The organism is bacterium, assembly GCA_035549195.1.
Taxonomy (GTDB): domain Bacteria; phylum Oederibacteriota; class Muellerivitia; order Muellerivitales; family Muellerivitaceae; genus DASZRK01.
Window position 1 is genome coordinate 303,164 of sequence record DASZRK010000002.1, and the last position, 17,045, is coordinate 320,208.

Consider the following 17,045-nt stretch of genomic DNA (forward strand, 5'->3'; position numbering starts at 1 on the left):
CTCGATTTTTAACCGAGAGCGGGCAAAGGTTCAAGCCGACGATTTTAATCAAGGATCAAGGGTCCAAAATTAAAGATCGTTGTTCAGGGTCTGAACGCCGCTTTGACCGCCGGATGGACGATACGCCCCTTCTCGATGTTCAATCCGTGTCCGATGGCCGGGTCTTCCTTCGCCGCCGCCCGGTAGCCTTTGGAAGCGATCTTGAGCGCGAAGGGCAGGGTCGAGTTGGTCAACGCGTAGGTGGAGGTCATCCCCACCGCGCCGGGGATGTTGGTCACGCAATAGTGCACCACCCCGTGCTTCACGTAAACGGGATCGCTGTGGGTGGTCGGCCGGGAGGTCTCCGCGCAACCGCCCTGGTCGATGGCCACGTCCACCAGGACCGATCCGGGCTTCATGGACTTCACCATGGCCTCCGTCACCAACCGGGGGGCTTTCGCCCCTTCCAGATAAACGGCGCCCACCAACAGGTCGGCCTCCCGCACTTCCTCCCGCACCACCCGGCGGTTGGACACCAGCGTCACCACGTTCTTGGGCAGAATGTCCTCCAGGTGGCGCAAGCGGCCCGGGTTCACGTCCAGCACCGTCACGCGGGCGCCGAGCCCCGCGGCCGTCTTGGCGGCGTTCATGCCCACCACGCCGCCGCCCAACACCACCACCTTGGCGGGCCGGACCCCGGCCACACCACCCAGCAGGATCCCCTTGCCACCCATGGAGCGCTCCAGGTATTTGGCGCCCTCCTGGATGGCCATCTTCCCCGCCACTTCGCTCATGGGGGTCAAGAGCGGATGTTCGCCGGAAGCCAGCCGGATGGTCTCATAGGCGATGGCGACGGCGCGGGTCTTGAGGATGGCGCGGGTCAGGTCCGCCGAGGCGGCGAAATGGAAATAGCAGAAGAGCAACTGGCCGGGACGGATCAGCGGGAACTCGGCGGGTTGGGGCTCCTTCACCTTGACGATCATCGACGCGCGGCGGAAGAGATCCCGGCGTAGGGCCACGATCTTCGCCCCGGCCTCCTCGAATTCCCGGTCCGAAATGCCGCTGCCCCGGCCTGCGCCTTTCTCGACGATCACGGTGTGGCCGGCGGCGACCAGTTCCTCCACCCCAGCGGGCACCATGCCCACCCGGTATTCGTTGTTCTTGATCTCCTGGGGGACCCCGATGATCAAATGGACACCGCCTTAAAAAAACAAGGCGGCCTGTGGGGCCGCCCCTTGGGTCCGCTGGGAAAAGGCGGGAAGGACTACTTCAACCACTTCACCACGCCGGTATCCCTGTTATAGATGCATCCGACGATCTTGAGCTTGTCCGTGGACTCCAGGTTCCACAACAAGGGGCTCTTTTGGCGGATGGTCCGCATCGTGTTCAGGACGTTGTTCCGGACCACCGCGTCGATGAGGTCCTGCCCCTCCAGGGCCGATCCGGTCTGGGCCTTGGTCACCACCTGGGCCTGGATCATTTCCGCCACCCCGGGCTTCAGTTCCTCGTAAAGGGCCTTTTCATTGAGGGATTTCCAACTGACCCTCGGATGCCAGTATTCGGCGATGGCGTCGCGAAGGGCGGTGCAGTCCGTGTGTCCCATCACCACCAGCACATGGCAGCCCAACTGTTCGGCCCCGTATTCCAGGCTTCCCAAGAGCGCCTTGTCCACGATGTTGCCCCAGGCCCGGTTGGTATAAAGTTCGCCGGGATTCATGTGGAAGACCTGCTCGGGAGGGACATGGGAGTCCGCGCAACTGACGATCATGATCTGGGTGGGCCGGTGTGTCCACTTCCGGTGGCCGACGTGGTACTTGTTGCCGTCCATGAGCATCTTCATGGCCGCGTCCTGTTCCTTCTTGATGGCCAAGCGGTCCTTCTTTTCCTGCTTGGTGCCTTCCTGTTCCGGGCTCGTCAGGAGGATGCCGCTGCGGTCCCGGGCGTAGAGGTAGCCGGTCACGAGGATCAAGGCCGCCAGCATCCATTTCAAGTTCTGGGTCCGCATCAAGTCCTCCAGGATTTGGATTGAAGCTCAAAGAGTATATTCCCCCGCCCTTTGGGCCGACAACCCGATAAAGGGCCGGCCGCCGGGGCCTCGAAAAGGGACCGGTGAAGATTTTTAATGAAAAACCACCTGAATTGGGTTTACTTTGTGGCCCCAGCCAACGAACCGAGGAAGCCATGCTCGATCCCAGATACGTCCGTGAACACGAAGCCGAGGTCCGCAAGGCCCTCGAGGACTGCCGGTCCAAGGTGGACCTTTCCCTCTATTTGGACCTGGAGCGCCGCCGCCGCGACCTGATGATGTCGGTGGACAAACGCAAGGCCCGCCTCAACCAGGCCTCCGAAGAGATGGCCAAGATGAAGAAACAGGGCCAGGACATCGCCCCCTACCAGGCCAAGCTCAAGGAACTTTCCGACGAGATCAAGCAGATGGACGGCGAGATCGCGGCTGTCGAGAAGGACTTCCGGGACGTCGAACTTCAGGTCTGCAACCTGCCCCACCCCAGCGTGCCCGTCGGGGGCGAGGAAGCCAACCAGGAGGTCCGTAAGGTCGGCGAACCGAAGAAATTCGACTTCAAACCCAAGCCCCACGAGGAACTGGGTACCTCCCTGGGTATCCTGGATTTCGAGCGCGCCGCCAAGGTCTCCGGCGCCCGCTTCTTCTCCCTCTTCGGGCTGGGCGCGCGGCTGGAGCGGGCCCTGGTCAACTTCATGCTGGACCTGCACGCCAGCAAGGGCTATCAGGAGGTGGTGGTGCCCCACCTGGTCAACTACACCTCCATGGAGATGTCGGGTCAGTTCCCCAAGTTCATCGAACAGGCCTTCGCCATCGAGAAGGACAACTTCTACCTGATCCCCACCGCCGAGGTGTCGCTGGCCAACCTGCACCGGGGAGACACCTTCCCCGCCGGTTCCCTTCCCAGGAAGTACATGGCCTTTTCTCCTTGTTACCGCCGGGAAGCAGGGAGCTACGGCAAGGACACCAAGGGCCTGATCCGCCTGCACCAGTTCAACAAGGTGGAGCTCTTCCAGTTCGTGGAAGCCGACAAAAGCATGGAAGCGCTGGAACAACTGACCGCCGACGCTGAGGAAGTGCTCAAGCGCCTGGGGCTTCCCTATCGGGTGGTGGTGCTGGCCACCGGGGACAAGAGTTTCAGCTCGACCAAGACCTACGACCTGGAGGTCTGGCTCCCTAGCCAGAACACCTACCGGGAGATCTCCAGTTGTTCCAACTGCACCGACTTCCAGGCCCGCCGCGGGGGCGTCAAAGTGAAGAAGGAGGGGGGCAAGCCCGAACTGGTCCACACTTTGAACGGGTCGGGGCTGGCGGTAGGCCGCACCTGGCTTGCCATCCTGGAGAACTACCAGAATGCCGACGGCACCGTGTCCGTCCCCGAGGCTTTACAACCCTATCTGGGAGGCTTGAAGGTCTTGGCCAAGGCCTGAAGGCTTTTGAACTGCGAAGAGCAGGCGGAACACCTCTTTCCCGTTCGAAAAAAACCGCCGGTCCAAGACATCGGATTCGTCTTGAATTGGGTTTTTCTTCGCTTTTTCTACCCCAAAGGCCTTTCGGGCCCCGCCCTCCGTTCTCCGTACCCTCCCGGGTCCGGTGACTTTCCCGATTCCTTCCTATAAGAACCGGGAAAGTGTCTGTTACAATGCCCCGCATCGATCCCCTTGGAGGCATGGCCTTGGCCGAAAAGACCCTCAAACCCCGGACCGTCGAACCCAAAATGAGCGCCCATGGGAAGATCACTTTGGGGGTCGGCGTCGGTGTCCTCGTCGCGGGCTACATGTTCCTGGCCACCGGCTCCATGACCCTGGCTCCCCTCTTGATCATCGGGGGGCTCGTCACCGTCGGGATCGGCATCTACAACCTTTGACCCGGCGGGCCCACCGGGCCCCGCCCTGAAAGACGGATCTTGCGACCCCAATTGCCCCAGCTCATCCCCAGTGAGGTCTGCCTGGATTGCCCGGTCTGCTGCCGTTTCCCCGACAAACAAGCCTCCCTCTCGCCCTTCTTTTTCCCCGAGGAACGGGCCGCCGTCGACAGCCTTAACGTGGATGGTTCTTTCCGGGAGCGGGCCCAAGGGCGCCCCTCCAAGGCCGAACTCGTGGAATGCGGGCACGGGTTCGCCTGTTCGTTCTTCGATCCAGCGGACCATACGTGCCGGATCTATCCGGCCCGCCCCCTGGATTGTTCGATGTATCCCGCGGTGATCATGCACAGTGCGGATCACCGAAAAGTGCTGGTGGGGGCGGACACGAAATGTCCGGCCCTCAAGCGGCCCTCCGTGGCCGCCAAGTTGGGCCAATATCTGGATTTGATTCAGCGTACCTTGCAGAGCGCCTCCCTTTCCTCCCTCATTCGTCAATATCCTCATTTCATTAGCGAATACCAGGAAGAAGTGGTGGAGGTGCGCGAGCTGTCGCTGGGAAAGGCGTAACAAAGATGGTCGCGACGCTTCAGAAGCAGAAACCCCCGCGCGCGCAGCGCTGGGTCACTCGTTGGAAATGGATCACCATCAGCATGGGGGCCGTGGGCCTGGCGGTGCTGCTCTACTTCGGGAACAACCTCTGGTTCCTCCGCTACCCGCTGCCCGCCCTCTTGTTCGGCGGGGCCTATTACACCTTCAAGATCTACCGGCACCGCCGGCGCATCGTGGGGGAGGGGTCCGAGGGCGAGGCCTTGACCGCCAAGCTGCTCGACAACCTCAACATGGAGGACGCCCGGGTGCTCCACTCGGTGGAGTTCTTCTCGGGGGACAAGCCCCGGGAGCTGGACCATGTGCTCATCACCCATCAGTGCATCTTCGTCATCGAGACCAAGTACCTGCGGGGCCGCATCTCGGGCGAACCCCTGGACCGGGAATGGACGCTCCACAAACGGGCCCGCCAGACCCGCTCCCGCTACAAGCGGACCTTCTACAATCCCTTGAAGCAGGTGGCCACGCAGATCTATCACCTGCGGTCCTACATGGAGACCAACCTGCCCACCCGTTGGGCAGATGAGTGCGCCCAGATCTGGATCCAGGGCGTGGTGGTCTTCTCCCATCCGCAAGGGGACGCCTCCTCGGTCATCAGCCACGAGCACGGAGTGGTGGACATCAACGGGCTGGAGCAATACCTGAAGAACTACCGCCCTCCTTCCCGGGCCCGCCGCTTGAGCTACGGCCTTCGCCGGGAGATCGGCCGCTTCCTGTCCGGTCAGCCCGTATCGGCCAACTAAGGCTTGAAGTCTTGCCGTCACCGCGGGGAATGACCGCCGAATAGGCGGTCGTTCGTGACGAAGCAACCCTGGTCCAATGGATGTCATTGGGGGACTAGGGTCGCTTCGGGCAGGACCGGTCCCTGGTTCGGGGACCGGTCCCTCGCCACGACATCCAAAGCGAGGGATCCCTTGGCTTCTGCGATCCAGCTCCCCCACGCCGACTTCTTTGATTCGGTCCAAGCCCTGGACGCCGACCTCGACCGCGCCCAGGGTTTTTTATTTCCCGCTCCCGGCCTGAACGCCTCCCTTCCCGGCCTTTTGATGTGGCAGGACCGATTCACCTATGCCCTGGCCATGGAAGGCGCCCGGACCTTCGTCCTGGCCCTCTACGGGAAATACGTCTACTGCCCCGTCCCCCCCAAACCCTTCGGTCCGGAAAGCCTTTCGGCCGCCTTTTCCTATATGGAGAAGGTCAACGGGAAGGGTCCCGGCATCTCGCGCGTCGAAGGCCTGACCGAGGAGCAGTCCTCCCAGGCGAAAACCTGGGGCTATCCCATCCGCCCCACCCTTACCGAATACCTTTATGACCGGGAGAAGCTGGCGGGCCTCCACGGCGACCCCTACCGCGCCAAACGCGCCGAGATCAACCATCTCTTGAAGGAAGAGGCGGTCCTGATGCGCCCCTACCGGGCGGCGGACCTGAAGGCCTGCGGGGACCTTTTCGAGGTCTGGAAAACCCAGCGTCTCCCGGCACTGCAGGGCCAAATGGGGGAAAAGATGATCCTTGCCTCCCAGAAGGCCCATCTGCGGGCCCTGGTGCAAGGGATGGATTGGGGCATGGACGGTTGGGTGGTGCTCACCGGCGACAGGCTTTCCGCCTATTCGTTCGGGGCCTCTCTCGGGAACGGCACCTATGGGGTCTTCCTCGAGGTGTCCGACTTGACCGTCAAAGGACTTTCCTCTTATATATTCAGCAATCTATGCCGCCAGGTGGAGGGCCACGCCCGCATCAACAGCGGCGACGCCGAAGGGTTGCCCCGTCTGGCCGAGTCCAAGGAGCATTGGCATCCCGCCGGAATGGCCGGCTTTTTCGCAGCCGACCCGAAGTGATCACGCGACCGAGGTCCTTATGTCCAAGGTGAAGATCAAGTATAAGAAGGAACCCATGCATCGCCTGAAGAAGCGCAAAGGCGCCGCTTCCCCGGCCCCCAGCGGCCACAAGCGCGTCGACTGGCACCAATATTTCATGAACATCGCCGCCGAGGTCTCCACCCGTTCCACCTGTTCCCGCAAGCATGTGGGAGCGGTCATCGTACGCGACAAGACCATCCTCTCCACCGGCTACAACGGGTCGGTGCGGGGCCTGCCCCACTGCGACGACGCGGGCCACATGATGGAGGACGGCCACTGCGTGGCCACCATCCATGCCGAGGCCAACGCCATCATCCAGGCCGCCAAGAACGGGGTGCGGGTGGACGGCGCCGATATCTACATCACCGCTTCCCCCTGCTGGAACTGCTTCAAGATGGTCGCCAACGCGGGCATCCAGAACATCTATTACGGGGAGTTCTACCGGGACGACCGTATCTTCGACGCGGCCAAGCAATTGAAGATGCTGGTGAGCCAGATCAAGGTGCCGAAGCGCTCCTAAGCCGTCCAGAAGCCGTCGGCCATCCCTCGGGTCCCATCCACCTGCAGGTCCGCCCGGTCCCGCGCGCCGTCCCATTGGAAGAAGGCCCCTTCCAGTATCTGCCATTTTTCCCAGGTCTCCCGCATCCCCTCGCCGTCCCGCGCCAGGCCCCGCTCCAGCCGCGTCCCCTGCGGGGTCTCGATCCAGACGGAAAAATGCAGTCGGTCCCTCATCTCCCGGCGGGAGGCGCCGATCCCTTCGAGGATGTAGAAGGGAGCGATCGGAACGGTCTTGAAGGGTCCCAAACCCCGGCCCATCGGGTCCTTTTCCCAATCCCGGGCCTGGTAGCGGGTGGCCAAGCCCCGGGACAAGGGCAGGACCACTTCCCGCTCGAAGCGGGGCCAGAAGTCCGTCAGGTCGTCCCAGGCCAAAAAGTCGTCCAGGGGAACGATCGGCGCGTTCGAAAGAGACCGGGAAAGGTCCCGGGCGAAGGAACTCTTTCCCGCGCCCGCGCACCCATCCACCGCCACCCACCGCGCGCTTCCCTTGGGCGGAAGGGCGAGGATCCTTTGGGCTAAATCCTTAAAAAGGACGGGATCCTTCCCGTTCATCGGACCGCCTTCAAGGCCTCGCGGGCATAGAACTTCAAATTGTCGTAAAGGGCCCATTGCGGGTCTTCTAGGTCGCTTTCCGTCATCCAGCGGATGTCGTGGTGTTCCCCGCTGTTGAGCGTCACCTTCCCCGCCTTGACCCGGGCGAAATAGACCATCCCGATGTGCCAGTGGGGTTCCCGGATCAAATGGATATCCATATAGGCGGGCTGCAGCAGCGGCCGGAAACCGGGCTCGGCCTTCAAGGGCGGCCTTGTCCCCACCAGTTCCACGTCCAGGCCGCTCTCCTCCTTGGCCTCGCGCAGGGCCGCGGCCTCCGGGTCCTCGTCCAACTCGATATGGCCCCCGATGGGAAGCCACTTTTTGAGTTGTTTGTGGAGGATGAAGAGGACCTTTTGGTCACGGACGATGAAGATGGAAACGGTGAAGTCGATCTTTTCATGCAGGTGGGGCATGGGCGCCTCCTTCCGACTGGGAACTTTTGATCCTAAATGAAAGGCGGATTTTCCCACCTATCAGGCAAAGTTGTCCAGCTCATCGAGGGCTCACTGGGCCCCAGGTTGGGAACGAGAACAAACTTGTCCGGTCCGTAAAAAGACCCTTGCCCGGTTGAATTCGCCCGGTGGAACTGTCTACACTCGGGCCCCAACTTCCCCTGGAAAGGACCGTCTTGAAGGATCCTTCTTCGAAAGGCACCGGTCGCGGGATCCTGGACCGGCGCACCCTCCTGCTCTGCGCCGTCTCCCTGGTGATCGCCCTGGCCATGGGCCTGGTGGCCTTGGGGCTCGTCCGCCTCATCTTTTTCTTCACCAACTTGGCCTTCTTCCACCGTCTGTCCTTCGCGGCGGTCTCCCCTGCGGACCATGCGCTCGGCCCCCTGGTCATCCTGGCCCCCGTGATCGGCGGAGCGGTCGTAGGACTCATGGCCTACTGGGGCCACCAAGCCATCCGGGGCCATGGCATCCCTGAGGCCATGGAGGTCATCCTCACCCAGGAAAGCCGGATCCATCCCCACCTGACCTGGCTAAAGCCCCTCTCGGCCGCCATCTCCATCGGCACTGGCGGCCCCTTCGGCGCCGAAGGTCCCATCATCGCCACCGGCGGGGCCCTGGGGTCCCTGGTCGGCCAATGGCTCCGCTTCACCGCCGATGAGCGCAAGATCCTTCTGGCGGCCGGTGCCGCATCCGGAATGGCCGCCACTTTCGGCGTTTCGGTCTCGGCCACCCTGCTCGCCATCGAGCTCCTGCTTTTCGAGTTCCATCCCCGGTCCATCCTGCCGGTCGCCTTCGCCAGCACCGCCGCCCTAGCGCTCCGCATCCGGTTGGTGGACGCCGCCCCTATGTTCCCCATGGCCGACCTCACCGCCCCCAGCGGCCGCGCGGTGTTCTTTTATCTGTTGGTGGGCGTCCTGGCGGGAGCCTTCGCCATCGGCATCACCAAGGCCGTCTACACCGTGGAGGACGGTTTTGAACGCCTTCCCCTGCATTGGAAATGGTGGCCCGCCCTCGGCGGATCGGTGGTCGGCCTGGTGGGGCTCTTCTCCCCGAGGACTCTCGGGGTGGGTTACGACAATATCGAACATCTCTTGCGAGGGGATTTCGCCGTCCCTCTCATCCTCAGCCTTACTCTTTTCAAGTTCATTTCCTGGTGCTTTTCGCTCGGCAGCGGCACCTCGGGCGGCACCCTGGCCCCCCTTTTCACCATCGGCGGAGGCTTGGGTTTCCTCCTGACCACTGCCCTGGCCTGGATGGCACCCCAGGCGGGACTGGACCCCTGCCTAGGGGCCCTGGTGGGAATGGCCGCACTTTTTACCGGGGCGTCCCGGGCCTTCTTGACCTCGGTCATCTTCGCTTTTGAATTGACCCACCAGCCCCTGGGTTTGCTGCCGCTCTTCGCGGGTTGTTCCGGGGCCTATCTGGTCTCCGCCCTTTTCATGCGCAATACCATCATGACCGAGAAGATCGCCCGCCGGGGCGTCCGAGTACCCGATGGTTACACCGGACATCACCATTCCCGGAAGATGGGCCCATGAAGGACCGCTTCTTTACCGAGCGGGTCTACGGACCCCTTTCCCGACGTGGAGGAACGCACTTCCTGGTGGACCGCCTTTGGCCCCGGGGGATCCCCAAGAGGAAATTGCGCCTGACGGCTTGGCTCAAGGATGCCGCACCTTCTCCGGTCTTGCGCCGATGGTTCGGCCACGATCCCCGGAAATGGGCCCTTTTCCAACGACGTTACCGAAAGGAATTGTCCGCGCATCCGGAAGCCCTTCGTCCCTTGCGAGAGGCCGCCCATTGGGGCATCGTCACCCTCCTTTACGCCGCCAAGGATCCGGTCCATAACCACGCGCGGGTCCTGAAGGAATTCCTGATGTCCGGCGGAAGATCCCCCAAGCGCGGGCGATAAAAAAAGGGGCGGGAGGTCCCGCCCCTCGAAGACCGTCTTCCTCCGGGCGACGCCCTTACTTCTTGACCCTCGTCAGCTCGAAGGGACAGGCTCCCTGTTTCTTCCCGTCCGAGTAGAGATACCAGGATTCGGTGATATGGTCCGGGTCCTTCCAGGTGATGTCCATGCCGTGCATGTGCATCTCCTTGGCCGACCCCAGGCCCGTCGTGCCCTTCATCTCGAAGTCCATCTCGTTGCCGGTGCTCTTCTTGAGGACCATCTTGGGATGGTTCCCCACCGAGCAATAATGGGTCATGGTCATCTTCCCGCCCTCGGCGCAATAGATGGAGATCATCTCGTTCTCCGCGCCCTCGCCGATCTTCTCGATGATGGCCGACCCGCCCGAGGTGAGTTCGAAGCGGTTGGTCACCTCCAAGGTCTTCCCGTTCTTCATGGCGGTTCCCTTCCAGGTGCCCACCAGGCCCTTCAACTTGTCGAACTCCGCCGGCATCTTGGGCGGCTCCATCCCCTTCTTGCTCTCGTCCATATCGGCCCGCAAGGCCTGAACGGCGCCCAGCCCCAACAGCAACCCCAGGGCCAGCATCCCTTTCATCCCATTCTTCATCGCTTGCCTCCTGAAATATTTCTTGTCTTGCCCGTTCCCGGGTGCGTCGATCCCATCGCCCTTTTCGCCAGGTACTTCGTCATCGGCTTCCAGTAGTAGTCCCGCCAGCCCTGGGCCAGGTCCCCCATGCGGTCCGGGAGCAGGGCGTGGACCATGGTCAGGACCGCTCCCCTTCCCTTTTTTTGGAAATCGAGCAGGAGAAGGGAATCCAGCTCGCCCTTCTTGAAATCCAGGTTGCGCCAGCTCTGCACGATCCGGCGGCCCGGCACTAGCGCCAGGTTCTTCCCCCAGTGGTATCCGTTCCAGGCCTTGAAGGACCCGCCCACCTTGGCGCTGGCGGTGGCCTTGCCGCCGGTGGCCTCGGTGTGCTTCTTCGAATCCAGGAAGATGTCGTAGAGCTCCTTCGGCGTCGCCTGGAATATCACCTTCTGTACGATGGTTCTCATGTTTTTCCTTTCGGTCCTGTCCTATGCGGTCCTTTTCGAGTCTTCGTGGTTCAAACCGCCTGGTCCTTCATCCAGCTCTCCAGACTGTCCACGCAGCCGATCCAGCCGCCCTGGTGCTTGTTGTACCAATCCTGGTCCCGCAGGCCCTCGTGGGTCAGGGTCATCTCGGTGAATCCATCCGAGATTTTCTTGAACCGCAGGGTCACCTTGGTCTCGTAGTCGGCCATTCCCATGGGATGCCAGGTGAAGACCAGCTTGTTCGGCCGGTCCAGCTCCAGGTATTTGCCGTTATTGGGGAATTCCTTTCCCTCGTCGGTGCGCATGACCACCTTCCAGGGGCCGCCCACCTTCAGGTCCGCCTCGGCCACGGGTGTCGTCATTTTCTCCCGAGCGCGGAACCACTGGCGCATCAGCTCCGGCTTCGTCCAAGCGTCGAAGAGCCGCTCCGGCGAGGCCTTGATCTTGCGCTGGACCACCAACACCAGGTTCTCTTGCGTCATGATCCCAACCTTTCTTGGACCAGCCAATTCGACAAAGTCCCCAATATCTCGTCCCAACCCTCCTGGTGGCCCTGGAAGTCCCCGTCGCGGAGGCCCTCATGGGTCAGGGTCATCTCGGTGTACCCGTCGGAGAGCCCCTTGAACGACAGGGTGACCTTGGTCTCGTAATCCCTCAGGCAGGGGATCCAGGTGAGGACCAGCTTGGTCGGGCGTTCCAGCACCAGGTATTTCCCCCGGGTGACCCGGCGCTCGTTCACGTCGGCATGGTCCATGGTCAGGCTCCAGGCCCCACCGACCCTTAGGTCCGTCTCGGCCTGGGACGTGTTCATTTTCTCCCCCGCATGGAACCACTTCATCAAGAGCTCGGGTTTCGTCCAGGCGTCAAAAAGACGTTCCGGGGAGGCCTTGAGCTTGCGCTGCACCACGAGGACCAGGTTCATTGCGCTCATCATCCATTCTCCTTTCCCGGCTCCGGATTCTCCTCCAAGAACTTCTCCAATTCATCGAACCGGTCGTTCCAATATTGCCGGTGCTTCTCCAGCCAATCGGTGGCCTTGTCCAGCTCCTTGGCGCGCAGGACCAGCACCTGGGCCCGTCCGTCGGTGGCATGGTCGCGGCGCTCGATCAGCTTCCCCCGCTCCAGGACCTTGAGGTGCTTGGAAATGGCCGGCATGGACTGGTCGAACCGACCCGCCAGGTCGGAGGCCTTCGCTTCGCCCTTGGAGAGGACCGCCAGGATCCCCCGACGGGTGGGGTCGGACAGGGCGTAAAAGATATGGTCCAGCGGTGCCGTGGCTTGTTTGGATCGCACAGGGGCTCCTTTTCATATGGTTAACTATATAGTTAACTAAATGGGCGTGCAAGTAAAATCTTCGGACATTCCCAAAAAATCGCTCCACTCAGTCCGAGGCTCGCCTTTTGTAAGACGGGCGTTTTACACCTATCGGTTATACTGGTATTGTTTTAATCAAGGTTTTGAGGTAAGGATGCGATTCTATTTTCATTTTTTATTTTGCTTAACGATTCTGGTCGTACTTGCTCTCGGGCCCTGGTCTTGCGGCGGAAGTACTCCTGTGTCCGGCCCGGTTACGATCTATTACGTCCCTGTGACAGCCACTCCAACCCTCACCCCGACCCCAGACTCCAGCTGGACCCCCACGCCGACCATCACTGCCACCCTAGCCATCCCACATCCCTACATTACTCAATGGGGCAACGCCGGGACTGGCCCTGGAGAATTCTTGGGGCCCCAGGGTATTTGTGTGAATTCCGCCGGGACCACCGTCTGGGTCGTTGATTCCAATAACTACCGCGTCCAGTATTTCTCTGGCTCGGGTACCTACCTGGGCCAATGGGGATCCTATGGCACCGCCGACGGCCAGTTCTATTTCCCTTCGGCTATCTGTGCGAATTCCACAGCCACCACTTTCTATGTCACGGATTCCACCAAAAACAATGTCCAGTACTTCTCACCCACGGGCACCTATCTGGGGAAATGGGGCACCGGGGGGACAGGGCCGGGTCAGCTCTTTGGGCCTCGAGGCATCGCAACAGATTCGGCCGGGACAACGGTCTGGGTGGCGGACAGCTACTACCGTGTGGAATACTTCAGCGGGACGGGCAGTTATCTGAACCAGTGGGGCGTAACGGTGGGTACTACGACCGGGTGGCCGATCGGCGTCGCCGTGAACAACGCGGCCACTACGGTCATCGTGACGGACGCCACCAATGACCGCATCCATTTTTACGGGCCCACCGGAATCGAATACTACCTTCAGGGAACATCCGGAAGCGGCAATCTTCAATTCGAGTTTCCCTTTCTGTTGGGAATGGACCCGTCCGGAAACTTTCTTTATGTGGCGGACTCTAACAACAACCGGATCCAACGCCTTCTCTCCTCCGGAGCATATGTGGATCAGATCGATGGGAGTTCCAGCGGTTATCCATTCAATGAACCGACGGGCGTCGCCATCGATGCCTCCAATTATCTCTATGTGGCCGATAACAACAATTGCCGCATCGTGAAGTTCGGTCCTTGACCTTGGCCAGAACTTAAGCTCTCTGGCCTTCCAGAAAATAAAAAAGCACCCCGCCCAGGGAGGACGGAGTGCTTTGAGGCCGTTTTAAAAGGGACTACTTCTTGGCAGGGCCGAGGATGGCTTCCTTCATATCCTTGGTCACGCGGAGCTTCACGACCTTCTTGGCCGGCACCTTGACCATCTCGCCGGTGCGGGGGTTGCGGGCCAGGCGGGCCTTGCGGTCCCGGAGCTGCAGGATGCCGAGGCCTTCCAGCTTGATCTTCTTCTCTTTCTTCAGCGTCTTATAAACGGTCGTCACCAGGGCTTGCATCACGTTCGTCACTTCGGTCTTCTTGAGCCCCGTCTGCTCGGCCAACGCGGACAACAGTTCGCTCTTGGTCACTTGATTCCTCCAGGGATGGAACGGCGGCACATTATTGAGCCGAAAAGCCCCGCCGCCAAGTGCTAAGGCGCCGGGCGATCCCTAGGGTTTCCAGGCTTCCTGCTCCGCCTGGAAAAGAGGGTTATCAGGGTTCAGGACCCGCCCCTTCCGCAGGGCTTCCTCGAAACCGGCCCTGTCATTCTGTTTGCGGTAGGCCTTCGCCAGCCAGTAATAGGCCTCATCCATCTTGGGATCCAATGCCAATGCCCCTTCCAAGGTGGCGATCCCCTTCTTCACATCCCCCCCGCCGATAGGAGGCGCCATCACGTATTGGATGCCCAAGGCCAGTTGCACCTGCGGGTCCTTGGGCCCCAGTTCCAGGGCCTTGCGGTTCTCGGCCCCCGCCTTGGGGCCGATATCCATCCCGGTGAACATGTCCCCGAAGAGGAGCTTCTGCTCATAGAGGCGGGCCAGGAGGGCGTGGCTGTCCGGGGAATCGGGCATCAGCGATACCGCCGCTTGGGCGCTTTGGATCCCGGCCGTCAGCGCCTTCTCCGCCTGGTCTCGGTGCTTTTGCAGGTCGAGGGCCCGGACCAGGTAAAGGCCCGCCTCGGCCGCCCGGTAGGGACAGGGATAGGCATCCTTCTTGTGGGCGGGACAATCCTGGAAGACCCGCAGGGCCTCGGTCAAGGCCTCCCGGTCCAGGCTCCGGGAACCTTTCTTCAAAAGCTGGAGCGCCTGCGCATAGCCGATCTTGGGAGTGGGCGTCGGACTTTGGGCCCAAGCGCCCCAGCCCATGCCGAAAAGTGTCCCGACTAGGAGGAGCGCGAAATTTTTCCTCACTTTTCCTCCTTCCGCGTCGCCAGGAAGAACAGCCCCAGGATCAGCGCGAAGAGCGCCACGATCACCACCGGAATGGCCTCCAACGACACCCGCCGTGCCAGCACACCCATAAGGGAGGGCAACGCCGCGGCGCCGGTGCCCGCGGCGGCCATTTGCATGCCGATGGTGTTGCCCGCGTGACGCGCGCCCACCCGCGCCTGGGTGCTCGACACCAGGCAGGGAAAGACCGGCGCGATCACGAAGCCGGTCAGGATGATGCTCACAAAGCTGGGCAGCGGGCCCAGGTTGGCCCAGAGGAGGATGGCCCCGGCCAGCGCCAAGAAAAGGCTCCCGAGAAGCAGCCTTCGGGTGGAGATCTTCTTGATGAAGAACCCGGAAAGGATCCGGCCGACGGTGAAGAAGCCGAAGAAACCGCCCATCAGGATCCCCGCCAGGGTCGTCGCCACGCCCCGGGATTCGGTCAGGATCGTATAGGACCAGAGCCCCAACCCCACCTCCGCGCCCGAATAGAGGAAGAAGAGCAGCATCCCCGCCCAGGAAGGGCCGTGCCGCAAGGTCTCCCCCATGGGCGTGCGGTGCCCGGTGAGCTTCCGGCGGGCAGGTTCCCGTCCCTGGCTTCCCTTCCCCCCGCCCCTGTCGAACTTTTTCCACTTCGGCCCGGTGAGGACATAGGCCCCCGCGATCGCCAATTGGAGGGGACCCATGATCCAATAGGCCGGCCGCCAGTCCCCGAAGGCGTTCAGGATGGCCGTCATGAACCAGGGCCCCAGGGTCGCGCCCAGGCCATAGCAGGCGTGGAGCCAGTGCATCTCCCGTTCCCCCAACCGCAGGGCCACGTAGGTGTTGAGCCCCGCGTCGATACCCCCGGCGCCGAACCCGACCGTCAGGCCCAAGGCCGCGAACCAGGTCCAGGAGGGCACCAGGCAATTGCCCAGGAAGCTCAACCCCACCAGGGTGCAAGAGAAGGCCAGGAGGTGATGAACGGCGAAACGCGCGAGCAAGCGCCCCACGAAGAAACTGCAAAGCAGGTAACCCGTGGTGCCGAAGGCCATGGCCAGGCCGATGGCGTCGATGGGTACGCCGAAACCCTGGCGCATCGTGGGCCAAGCCACGCCGAACATGCCATCCACCCCCCCGATCCCGGCCAATGGGGCGTAGAGGAGGAATAGCAGCAGGAATCCGGGGTGGGCGGGGGCCTTGGGGCGTTTCATGGGCCCCGATTCTAACATCGGCGGCCTCAGTGGCTCATTCGTCTTTATTCTCCCCCGTGCCTATCTATCCCGTCCCAAAAGACCTAACTTGGGGAGGCGCCCCTCAAGCCCCATCCAATGACCGGCGCCGAAGGAAACCCCATGGACGCCCTCCAGAAAATGAAGACCGAGAATAAATTCGACGAGAACGGGGTCCCCTCCGGCGGCACTGTCCGGGGGATCGGCCTCACCGTGACCTGGCAGGAAGGCCCTCTGGGCCGGCCCGAAGCCCGCAAGGAACAGAATGGGGCCCTGGTGGAGGACCTGCTGCAGGTCTGTTTGGACCGATTGAAGCTTTTCCAGGACACCCGGTTCAACTGCCCGGAAAACGTACTGGCCGCCAGCTCCATCGAGGAAGCCCTCAAGTGGCTGCAAAAGCGCACCGAGGACCGGGAAAAGCGCCTGGTCGATGGGACCTTCGAGGTCTGAGGACCGCCGCCCGTCCCTTCCCCGTCTTTCCCGTGCATTTCCTCAACTAAAAGACCCTTCCTTCCATTTAAAGCAACACGGACCCTGAAAAAGGACTATCGTGGATGAATGGCCATCTTCAAAGCCGAACCCCCCACCCAGGATCCACCTACAGCGCTCACCAAGGACGAGGTCCTTTCCCGCATGAAATCCCCCGAGGCGGTCCTGCTCAATGTCCTCTCCGGGGATGATTTCGAAAGGATCCACATCAAGGGCTCCCAGAACCTGACGCTGGGAAAGAACATCCGGTCCTTCGGCATCTCGGCCCAAAGAAAGTTCAAAAGGGAGACCTACTTCATCACCTATGGGCTGAACGGGGAGACCACCTTGGGGCTCAACGCCGCCAAGATCCTCGTGGGGGAAGGCTTCAAGGCGGACCATTACCCCGGTGGGTTGGTGGATTGGGTCGCGGCCGGATTGCCCACGGGCGGAACGGAAAAAGCCACTCCGAACAATCCCGCCGCGATCCTAGGCAAGAAAAGATAACGACCCGCCGATCCCTTCTCCCCTCCCTTGAGGCATCCCATGAGCAGAATAGAAACCCGGTGATCCATCTCCCCTTGCCCAATGGCCGCTCCATGCCCGCCCCAGGGCTCGGGACACCTGCCACTCGGCCCACCAGCCGAGTGGCTTTCTTGGTTGTGCCGAGTCGCGGCGCCGTCGCTTGCGACGGGCGCCAAAACCGGGCGGGCA

23 protein-coding genes are annotated in these 17,045 nt (G+C 61.9%); 11 read left to right on the forward strand and 12 right to left on the reverse strand.

Annotated elements, in window-relative coordinates; translation table 11 throughout:
• Positions 1 to 83: 83 nt before the first annotated feature.
• Together ald and VHE12_01305 are read right to left on the reverse strand one after the other, a co-directional pair.
• The gene (gene ald / locus VHE12_01300) at positions 84 to 1,169 is read right to left on the reverse strand and encodes an alanine dehydrogenase (GenBank protein ID HVZ79417.1); all 1,086 of its coding nucleotides are present in this window, start codon (positions 1,167 to 1,169) and stop codon (positions 84 to 86) included.
• Between the two features lie 74 nt (positions 1,170 to 1,243).
• Positions 1,244 to 1,984 carry a carbonic anhydrase gene (locus tag VHE12_01305; protein HVZ79418.1) on the reverse strand — a complete coding sequence of 247 codons (741 nt, stop codon included), beginning with the start codon at positions 1,982 to 1,984 and terminating at the stop codon, positions 1,244 to 1,246.
• Positions 1,985 to 2,160: 176 nt separating this feature from the next.
• Between VHE12_01305 and serS the strand changes: the two genes are divergently transcribed.
• The 6 genes from serS (at position 2,161) to VHE12_01335 (ending at position 6,845) form a co-directional block, all read left to right on the forward strand.
• The gene (gene serS, locus VHE12_01310; protein ID HVZ79419.1) at positions 2,161 to 3,429 is read left to right on the forward strand and encodes a serine--tRNA ligase; all 1,269 of its coding nucleotides are present in this window, start codon (positions 2,161 to 2,163) and stop codon (positions 3,427 to 3,429) included.
• 212 nt (positions 3,430 to 3,641) lie between these two features.
• The gene (locus VHE12_01315; GenBank protein ID HVZ79420.1) at positions 3,642 to 3,866 is read left to right on the forward strand and encodes a hypothetical protein; all 225 of its coding nucleotides are present in this window, start codon (positions 3,642 to 3,644) and stop codon (positions 3,864 to 3,866) included.
• 39 nt (positions 3,867 to 3,905) lie between these two features.
• Positions 3,906 to 4,430, forward strand: coding sequence for a YkgJ family cysteine cluster protein (locus VHE12_01320; protein HVZ79421.1), 525 nt, complete (start codon positions 3,906 to 3,908; stop codon positions 4,428 to 4,430).
• Positions 4,431 to 4,435: 5 nt separating this feature from the next.
• The gene (locus VHE12_01325) at positions 4,436 to 5,212 is read left to right on the forward strand and encodes a nuclease-related domain-containing protein (GenBank protein ID HVZ79422.1); all 777 of its coding nucleotides are present in this window, start codon (positions 4,436 to 4,438) and stop codon (positions 5,210 to 5,212) included.
• Between the two features lie 171 nt (positions 5,213 to 5,383).
• The gene (locus VHE12_01330) at positions 5,384 to 6,304 is read left to right on the forward strand and encodes a phosphatidylglycerol lysyltransferase domain-containing protein (GenBank protein ID HVZ79423.1); all 921 of its coding nucleotides are present in this window, start codon (positions 5,384 to 5,386) and stop codon (positions 6,302 to 6,304) included.
• Positions 6,305 to 6,359: 55 nt separating this feature from the next.
• Positions 6,360 to 6,845, forward strand: a complete 486-nt coding sequence (locus VHE12_01335) for a dCMP deaminase family protein (GenBank protein ID HVZ79424.1) — start codon at positions 6,360 to 6,362, stop codon at positions 6,843 to 6,845.
• Here the strand turns inward: VHE12_01335 and VHE12_01340 are convergent.
• Together VHE12_01340 and VHE12_01345 are read right to left on the reverse strand one after the other, a co-directional pair.
• The gene (locus tag VHE12_01340; GenBank protein HVZ79425.1) at positions 6,842 to 7,435 is read right to left on the reverse strand and encodes a hypothetical protein; all 594 of its coding nucleotides are present in this window, start codon (positions 7,433 to 7,435) and stop codon (positions 6,842 to 6,844) included. The genes VHE12_01335 and VHE12_01340 overlap by 4 nt on opposite strands.
• Positions 7,432 to 7,890 carry an NUDIX domain-containing protein gene (locus VHE12_01345; protein HVZ79426.1) on the reverse strand — a complete coding sequence of 153 codons (459 nt, stop codon included), beginning with the start codon at positions 7,888 to 7,890 and terminating at the stop codon, positions 7,432 to 7,434. Before VHE12_01345 ends, VHE12_01340 begins: the two co-directional genes overlap by 4 nt.
• A 215-nt stretch (positions 7,891 to 8,105) precedes the next feature.
• On the opposite strand from VHE12_01345, the gene VHE12_01350 reads away from it, so the two are divergent.
• On the forward strand, positions 8,106 to 9,467 hold the full coding sequence (locus tag VHE12_01350; protein ID HVZ79427.1) for a chloride channel protein: 1,362 nt from the start codon (positions 8,106 to 8,108) through the stop codon (positions 9,465 to 9,467).
• Complete coding sequence (locus VHE12_01355) at positions 9,464 to 9,841, forward strand: DUF488 family protein (protein HVZ79428.1); 378 nt, start codon at positions 9,464 to 9,466, stop codon at positions 9,839 to 9,841. The genes VHE12_01350 and VHE12_01355 overlap by 4 nt, the downstream gene beginning before the upstream one ends.
• A 55-nt stretch (positions 9,842 to 9,896) precedes the next feature.
• Here VHE12_01355 and VHE12_01360 read toward each other — a convergent pair whose 3' ends face one another.
• The 5 genes from VHE12_01360 to VHE12_01380 are packed head-to-tail and all read right to left on the reverse strand — an operon-like array spanning position 9,897 to position 12,202.
• Complete coding sequence (locus tag VHE12_01360; protein ID HVZ79429.1) at positions 9,897 to 10,445, reverse strand: hypothetical protein; 549 nt, start codon at positions 10,443 to 10,445, stop codon at positions 9,897 to 9,899.
• Positions 10,442 to 10,891, reverse strand: coding sequence for an SRPBCC domain-containing protein (locus VHE12_01365; protein ID HVZ79430.1), 450 nt, complete (start codon positions 10,889 to 10,891; stop codon positions 10,442 to 10,444). The genes VHE12_01360 and VHE12_01365 overlap by 4 nt, the downstream gene beginning before the upstream one ends.
• Before the next feature lie 50 nt (positions 10,892 to 10,941).
• Positions 10,942 to 11,391, reverse strand: coding sequence for an SRPBCC domain-containing protein (locus VHE12_01370; GenBank protein ID HVZ79431.1), 450 nt, complete (start codon positions 11,389 to 11,391; stop codon positions 10,942 to 10,944).
• Positions 11,388 to 11,840, reverse strand: coding sequence for an SRPBCC domain-containing protein (locus tag VHE12_01375; protein ID HVZ79432.1), 453 nt, complete (start codon positions 11,838 to 11,840; stop codon positions 11,388 to 11,390). Before VHE12_01375 ends, VHE12_01370 begins: the two co-directional genes overlap by 4 nt.
• Entirely contained in the window at positions 11,840 to 12,202 is a 363-nt protein-coding gene (locus VHE12_01380) for a metalloregulator ArsR/SmtB family transcription factor (GenBank protein HVZ79433.1), read from the reverse strand. Before VHE12_01380 ends, VHE12_01375 begins: the two co-directional genes overlap by 1 nt.
• 262 nt (positions 12,203 to 12,464) lie before the next feature.
• Between VHE12_01380 and VHE12_01385 the strand changes: the two genes are divergently transcribed.
• On the forward strand, positions 12,465 to 13,430 hold the full coding sequence (locus VHE12_01385; protein HVZ79434.1) for a 6-bladed beta-propeller: 966 nt from the start codon (positions 12,465 to 12,467) through the stop codon (positions 13,428 to 13,430).
• 94 nt (positions 13,431 to 13,524) lie between these two features.
• Here the strand turns inward: VHE12_01385 and VHE12_01390 are convergent, their stop codons facing one another.
• The 3 genes from VHE12_01390 to VHE12_01400 all read right to left on the reverse strand — a co-directional run bounded on the left by VHE12_01390 (position 13,525) and on the right by VHE12_01400 (position 15,845).
• Positions 13,525 to 13,812 carry an HU family DNA-binding protein gene (locus VHE12_01390; protein ID HVZ79435.1) on the reverse strand — a complete coding sequence of 96 codons (288 nt, stop codon included), beginning with the start codon at positions 13,810 to 13,812 and terminating at the stop codon, positions 13,525 to 13,527.
• Between the two features lie 81 nt (positions 13,813 to 13,893).
• On the reverse strand, positions 13,894 to 14,634 hold the full coding sequence (locus VHE12_01395; protein HVZ79436.1) for a tetratricopeptide repeat protein: 741 nt from the start codon (positions 14,632 to 14,634) through the stop codon (positions 13,894 to 13,896).
• Positions 14,631 to 15,845, reverse strand: a complete 1,215-nt coding sequence (locus VHE12_01400; GenBank protein ID HVZ79437.1) for an MFS transporter — start codon at positions 15,843 to 15,845, stop codon at positions 14,631 to 14,633. Before VHE12_01400 ends, VHE12_01395 begins: the two co-directional genes overlap by 4 nt.
• Before the next feature lie 141 nt (positions 15,846 to 15,986).
• Here VHE12_01400 and VHE12_01405 point away from each other — a divergent pair, with 141 nt between their 5' ends.
• Together VHE12_01405 and VHE12_01410 are read left to right on the forward strand one after the other, a co-directional pair.
• On the forward strand, positions 15,987 to 16,313 hold the full coding sequence (locus VHE12_01405) for a hypothetical protein (GenBank protein HVZ79438.1): 327 nt from the start codon (positions 15,987 to 15,989) through the stop codon (positions 16,311 to 16,313).
• A 108-nt stretch (positions 16,314 to 16,421) separates the two neighbouring features.
• Positions 16,422 to 16,838 (forward strand): rhodanese-like domain-containing protein, encoded by a 417-nt coding sequence (locus tag VHE12_01410; GenBank protein ID HVZ79439.1) that lies wholly within the window; start codon positions 16,422 to 16,424, stop codon positions 16,836 to 16,838.
• The last annotated feature ends 207 nt before the right edge of the window (positions 16,839 to 17,045 follow it).

Bases quoted from the DNA above. Each gene is read 5' to 3' on its own strand.
- VHE12_01365 (HVZ79430.1), bottom strand. From the start codon at position 10,891: ATGAGAACCATCGTACAGAAGGTGATATTCCAGGCGACGCCGAAGGAG.
- VHE12_01355 (HVZ79428.1), top strand. From the start codon at position 9,464: ATGAAGGACCGCTTCTTTACCGAGCGGGTCTACGGACCCCTTTCCCGA.
- VHE12_01335 (HVZ79424.1), top strand. From the start codon at position 6,360: ATGCATCGCCTGAAGAAGCGCAAAGGCGCCGCTTCCCCGGCCCCCAGC.
- VHE12_01360 (HVZ79429.1), bottom strand. From the start codon at position 10,445: ATGAAGAATGGGATGAAAGGGATGCTGGCCCTGGGGTTGCTGTTGGGG.
- VHE12_01400 (HVZ79437.1), bottom strand. From the start codon at position 15,845: ATGAAACGCCCCAAGGCCCCCGCCCACCCCGGATTCCTGCTGCTATTC.
- VHE12_01410 (HVZ79439.1), top strand. From the start codon at position 16,422: ATGGCCATCTTCAAAGCCGAACCCCCCACCCAGGATCCACCTACAGCG.
- VHE12_01370 (HVZ79431.1), bottom strand. From the start codon at position 11,391: ATGACGCAAGAGAACCTGGTGTTGGTGGTCCAGCGCAAGATCAAGGCC.
- VHE12_01325 (HVZ79422.1), top strand. From the start codon at position 4,436: ATGGTCGCGACGCTTCAGAAGCAGAAACCCCCGCGCGCGCAGCGCTGG.
- VHE12_01375 (HVZ79432.1), bottom strand. From the start codon at position 11,840: ATGAGCGCAATGAACCTGGTCCTCGTGGTGCAGCGCAAGCTCAAGGCC.
- VHE12_01315 (HVZ79420.1), top strand. From the start codon at position 3,642: ATGCCCCGCATCGATCCCCTTGGAGGCATGGCCTTGGCCGAAAAGACC.
- VHE12_01305 (HVZ79418.1), bottom strand. From the start codon at position 1,984: ATGCGGACCCAGAACTTGAAATGGATGCTGGCGGCCTTGATCCTCGTG.
- VHE12_01340 (HVZ79425.1), bottom strand. From the start codon at position 7,435: ATGAACGGGAAGGATCCCGTCCTTTTTAAGGATTTAGCCCAAAGGATC.
- VHE12_01345 (HVZ79426.1), bottom strand. From the start codon at position 7,890: ATGCCCCACCTGCATGAAAAGATCGACTTCACCGTTTCCATCTTCATC.
- VHE12_01405 (HVZ79438.1), top strand. From the start codon at position 15,987: ATGGACGCCCTCCAGAAAATGAAGACCGAGAATAAATTCGACGAGAAC.
- serS (HVZ79419.1), top strand. From the start codon at position 2,161: ATGCTCGATCCCAGATACGTCCGTGAACACGAAGCCGAGGTCCGCAAG.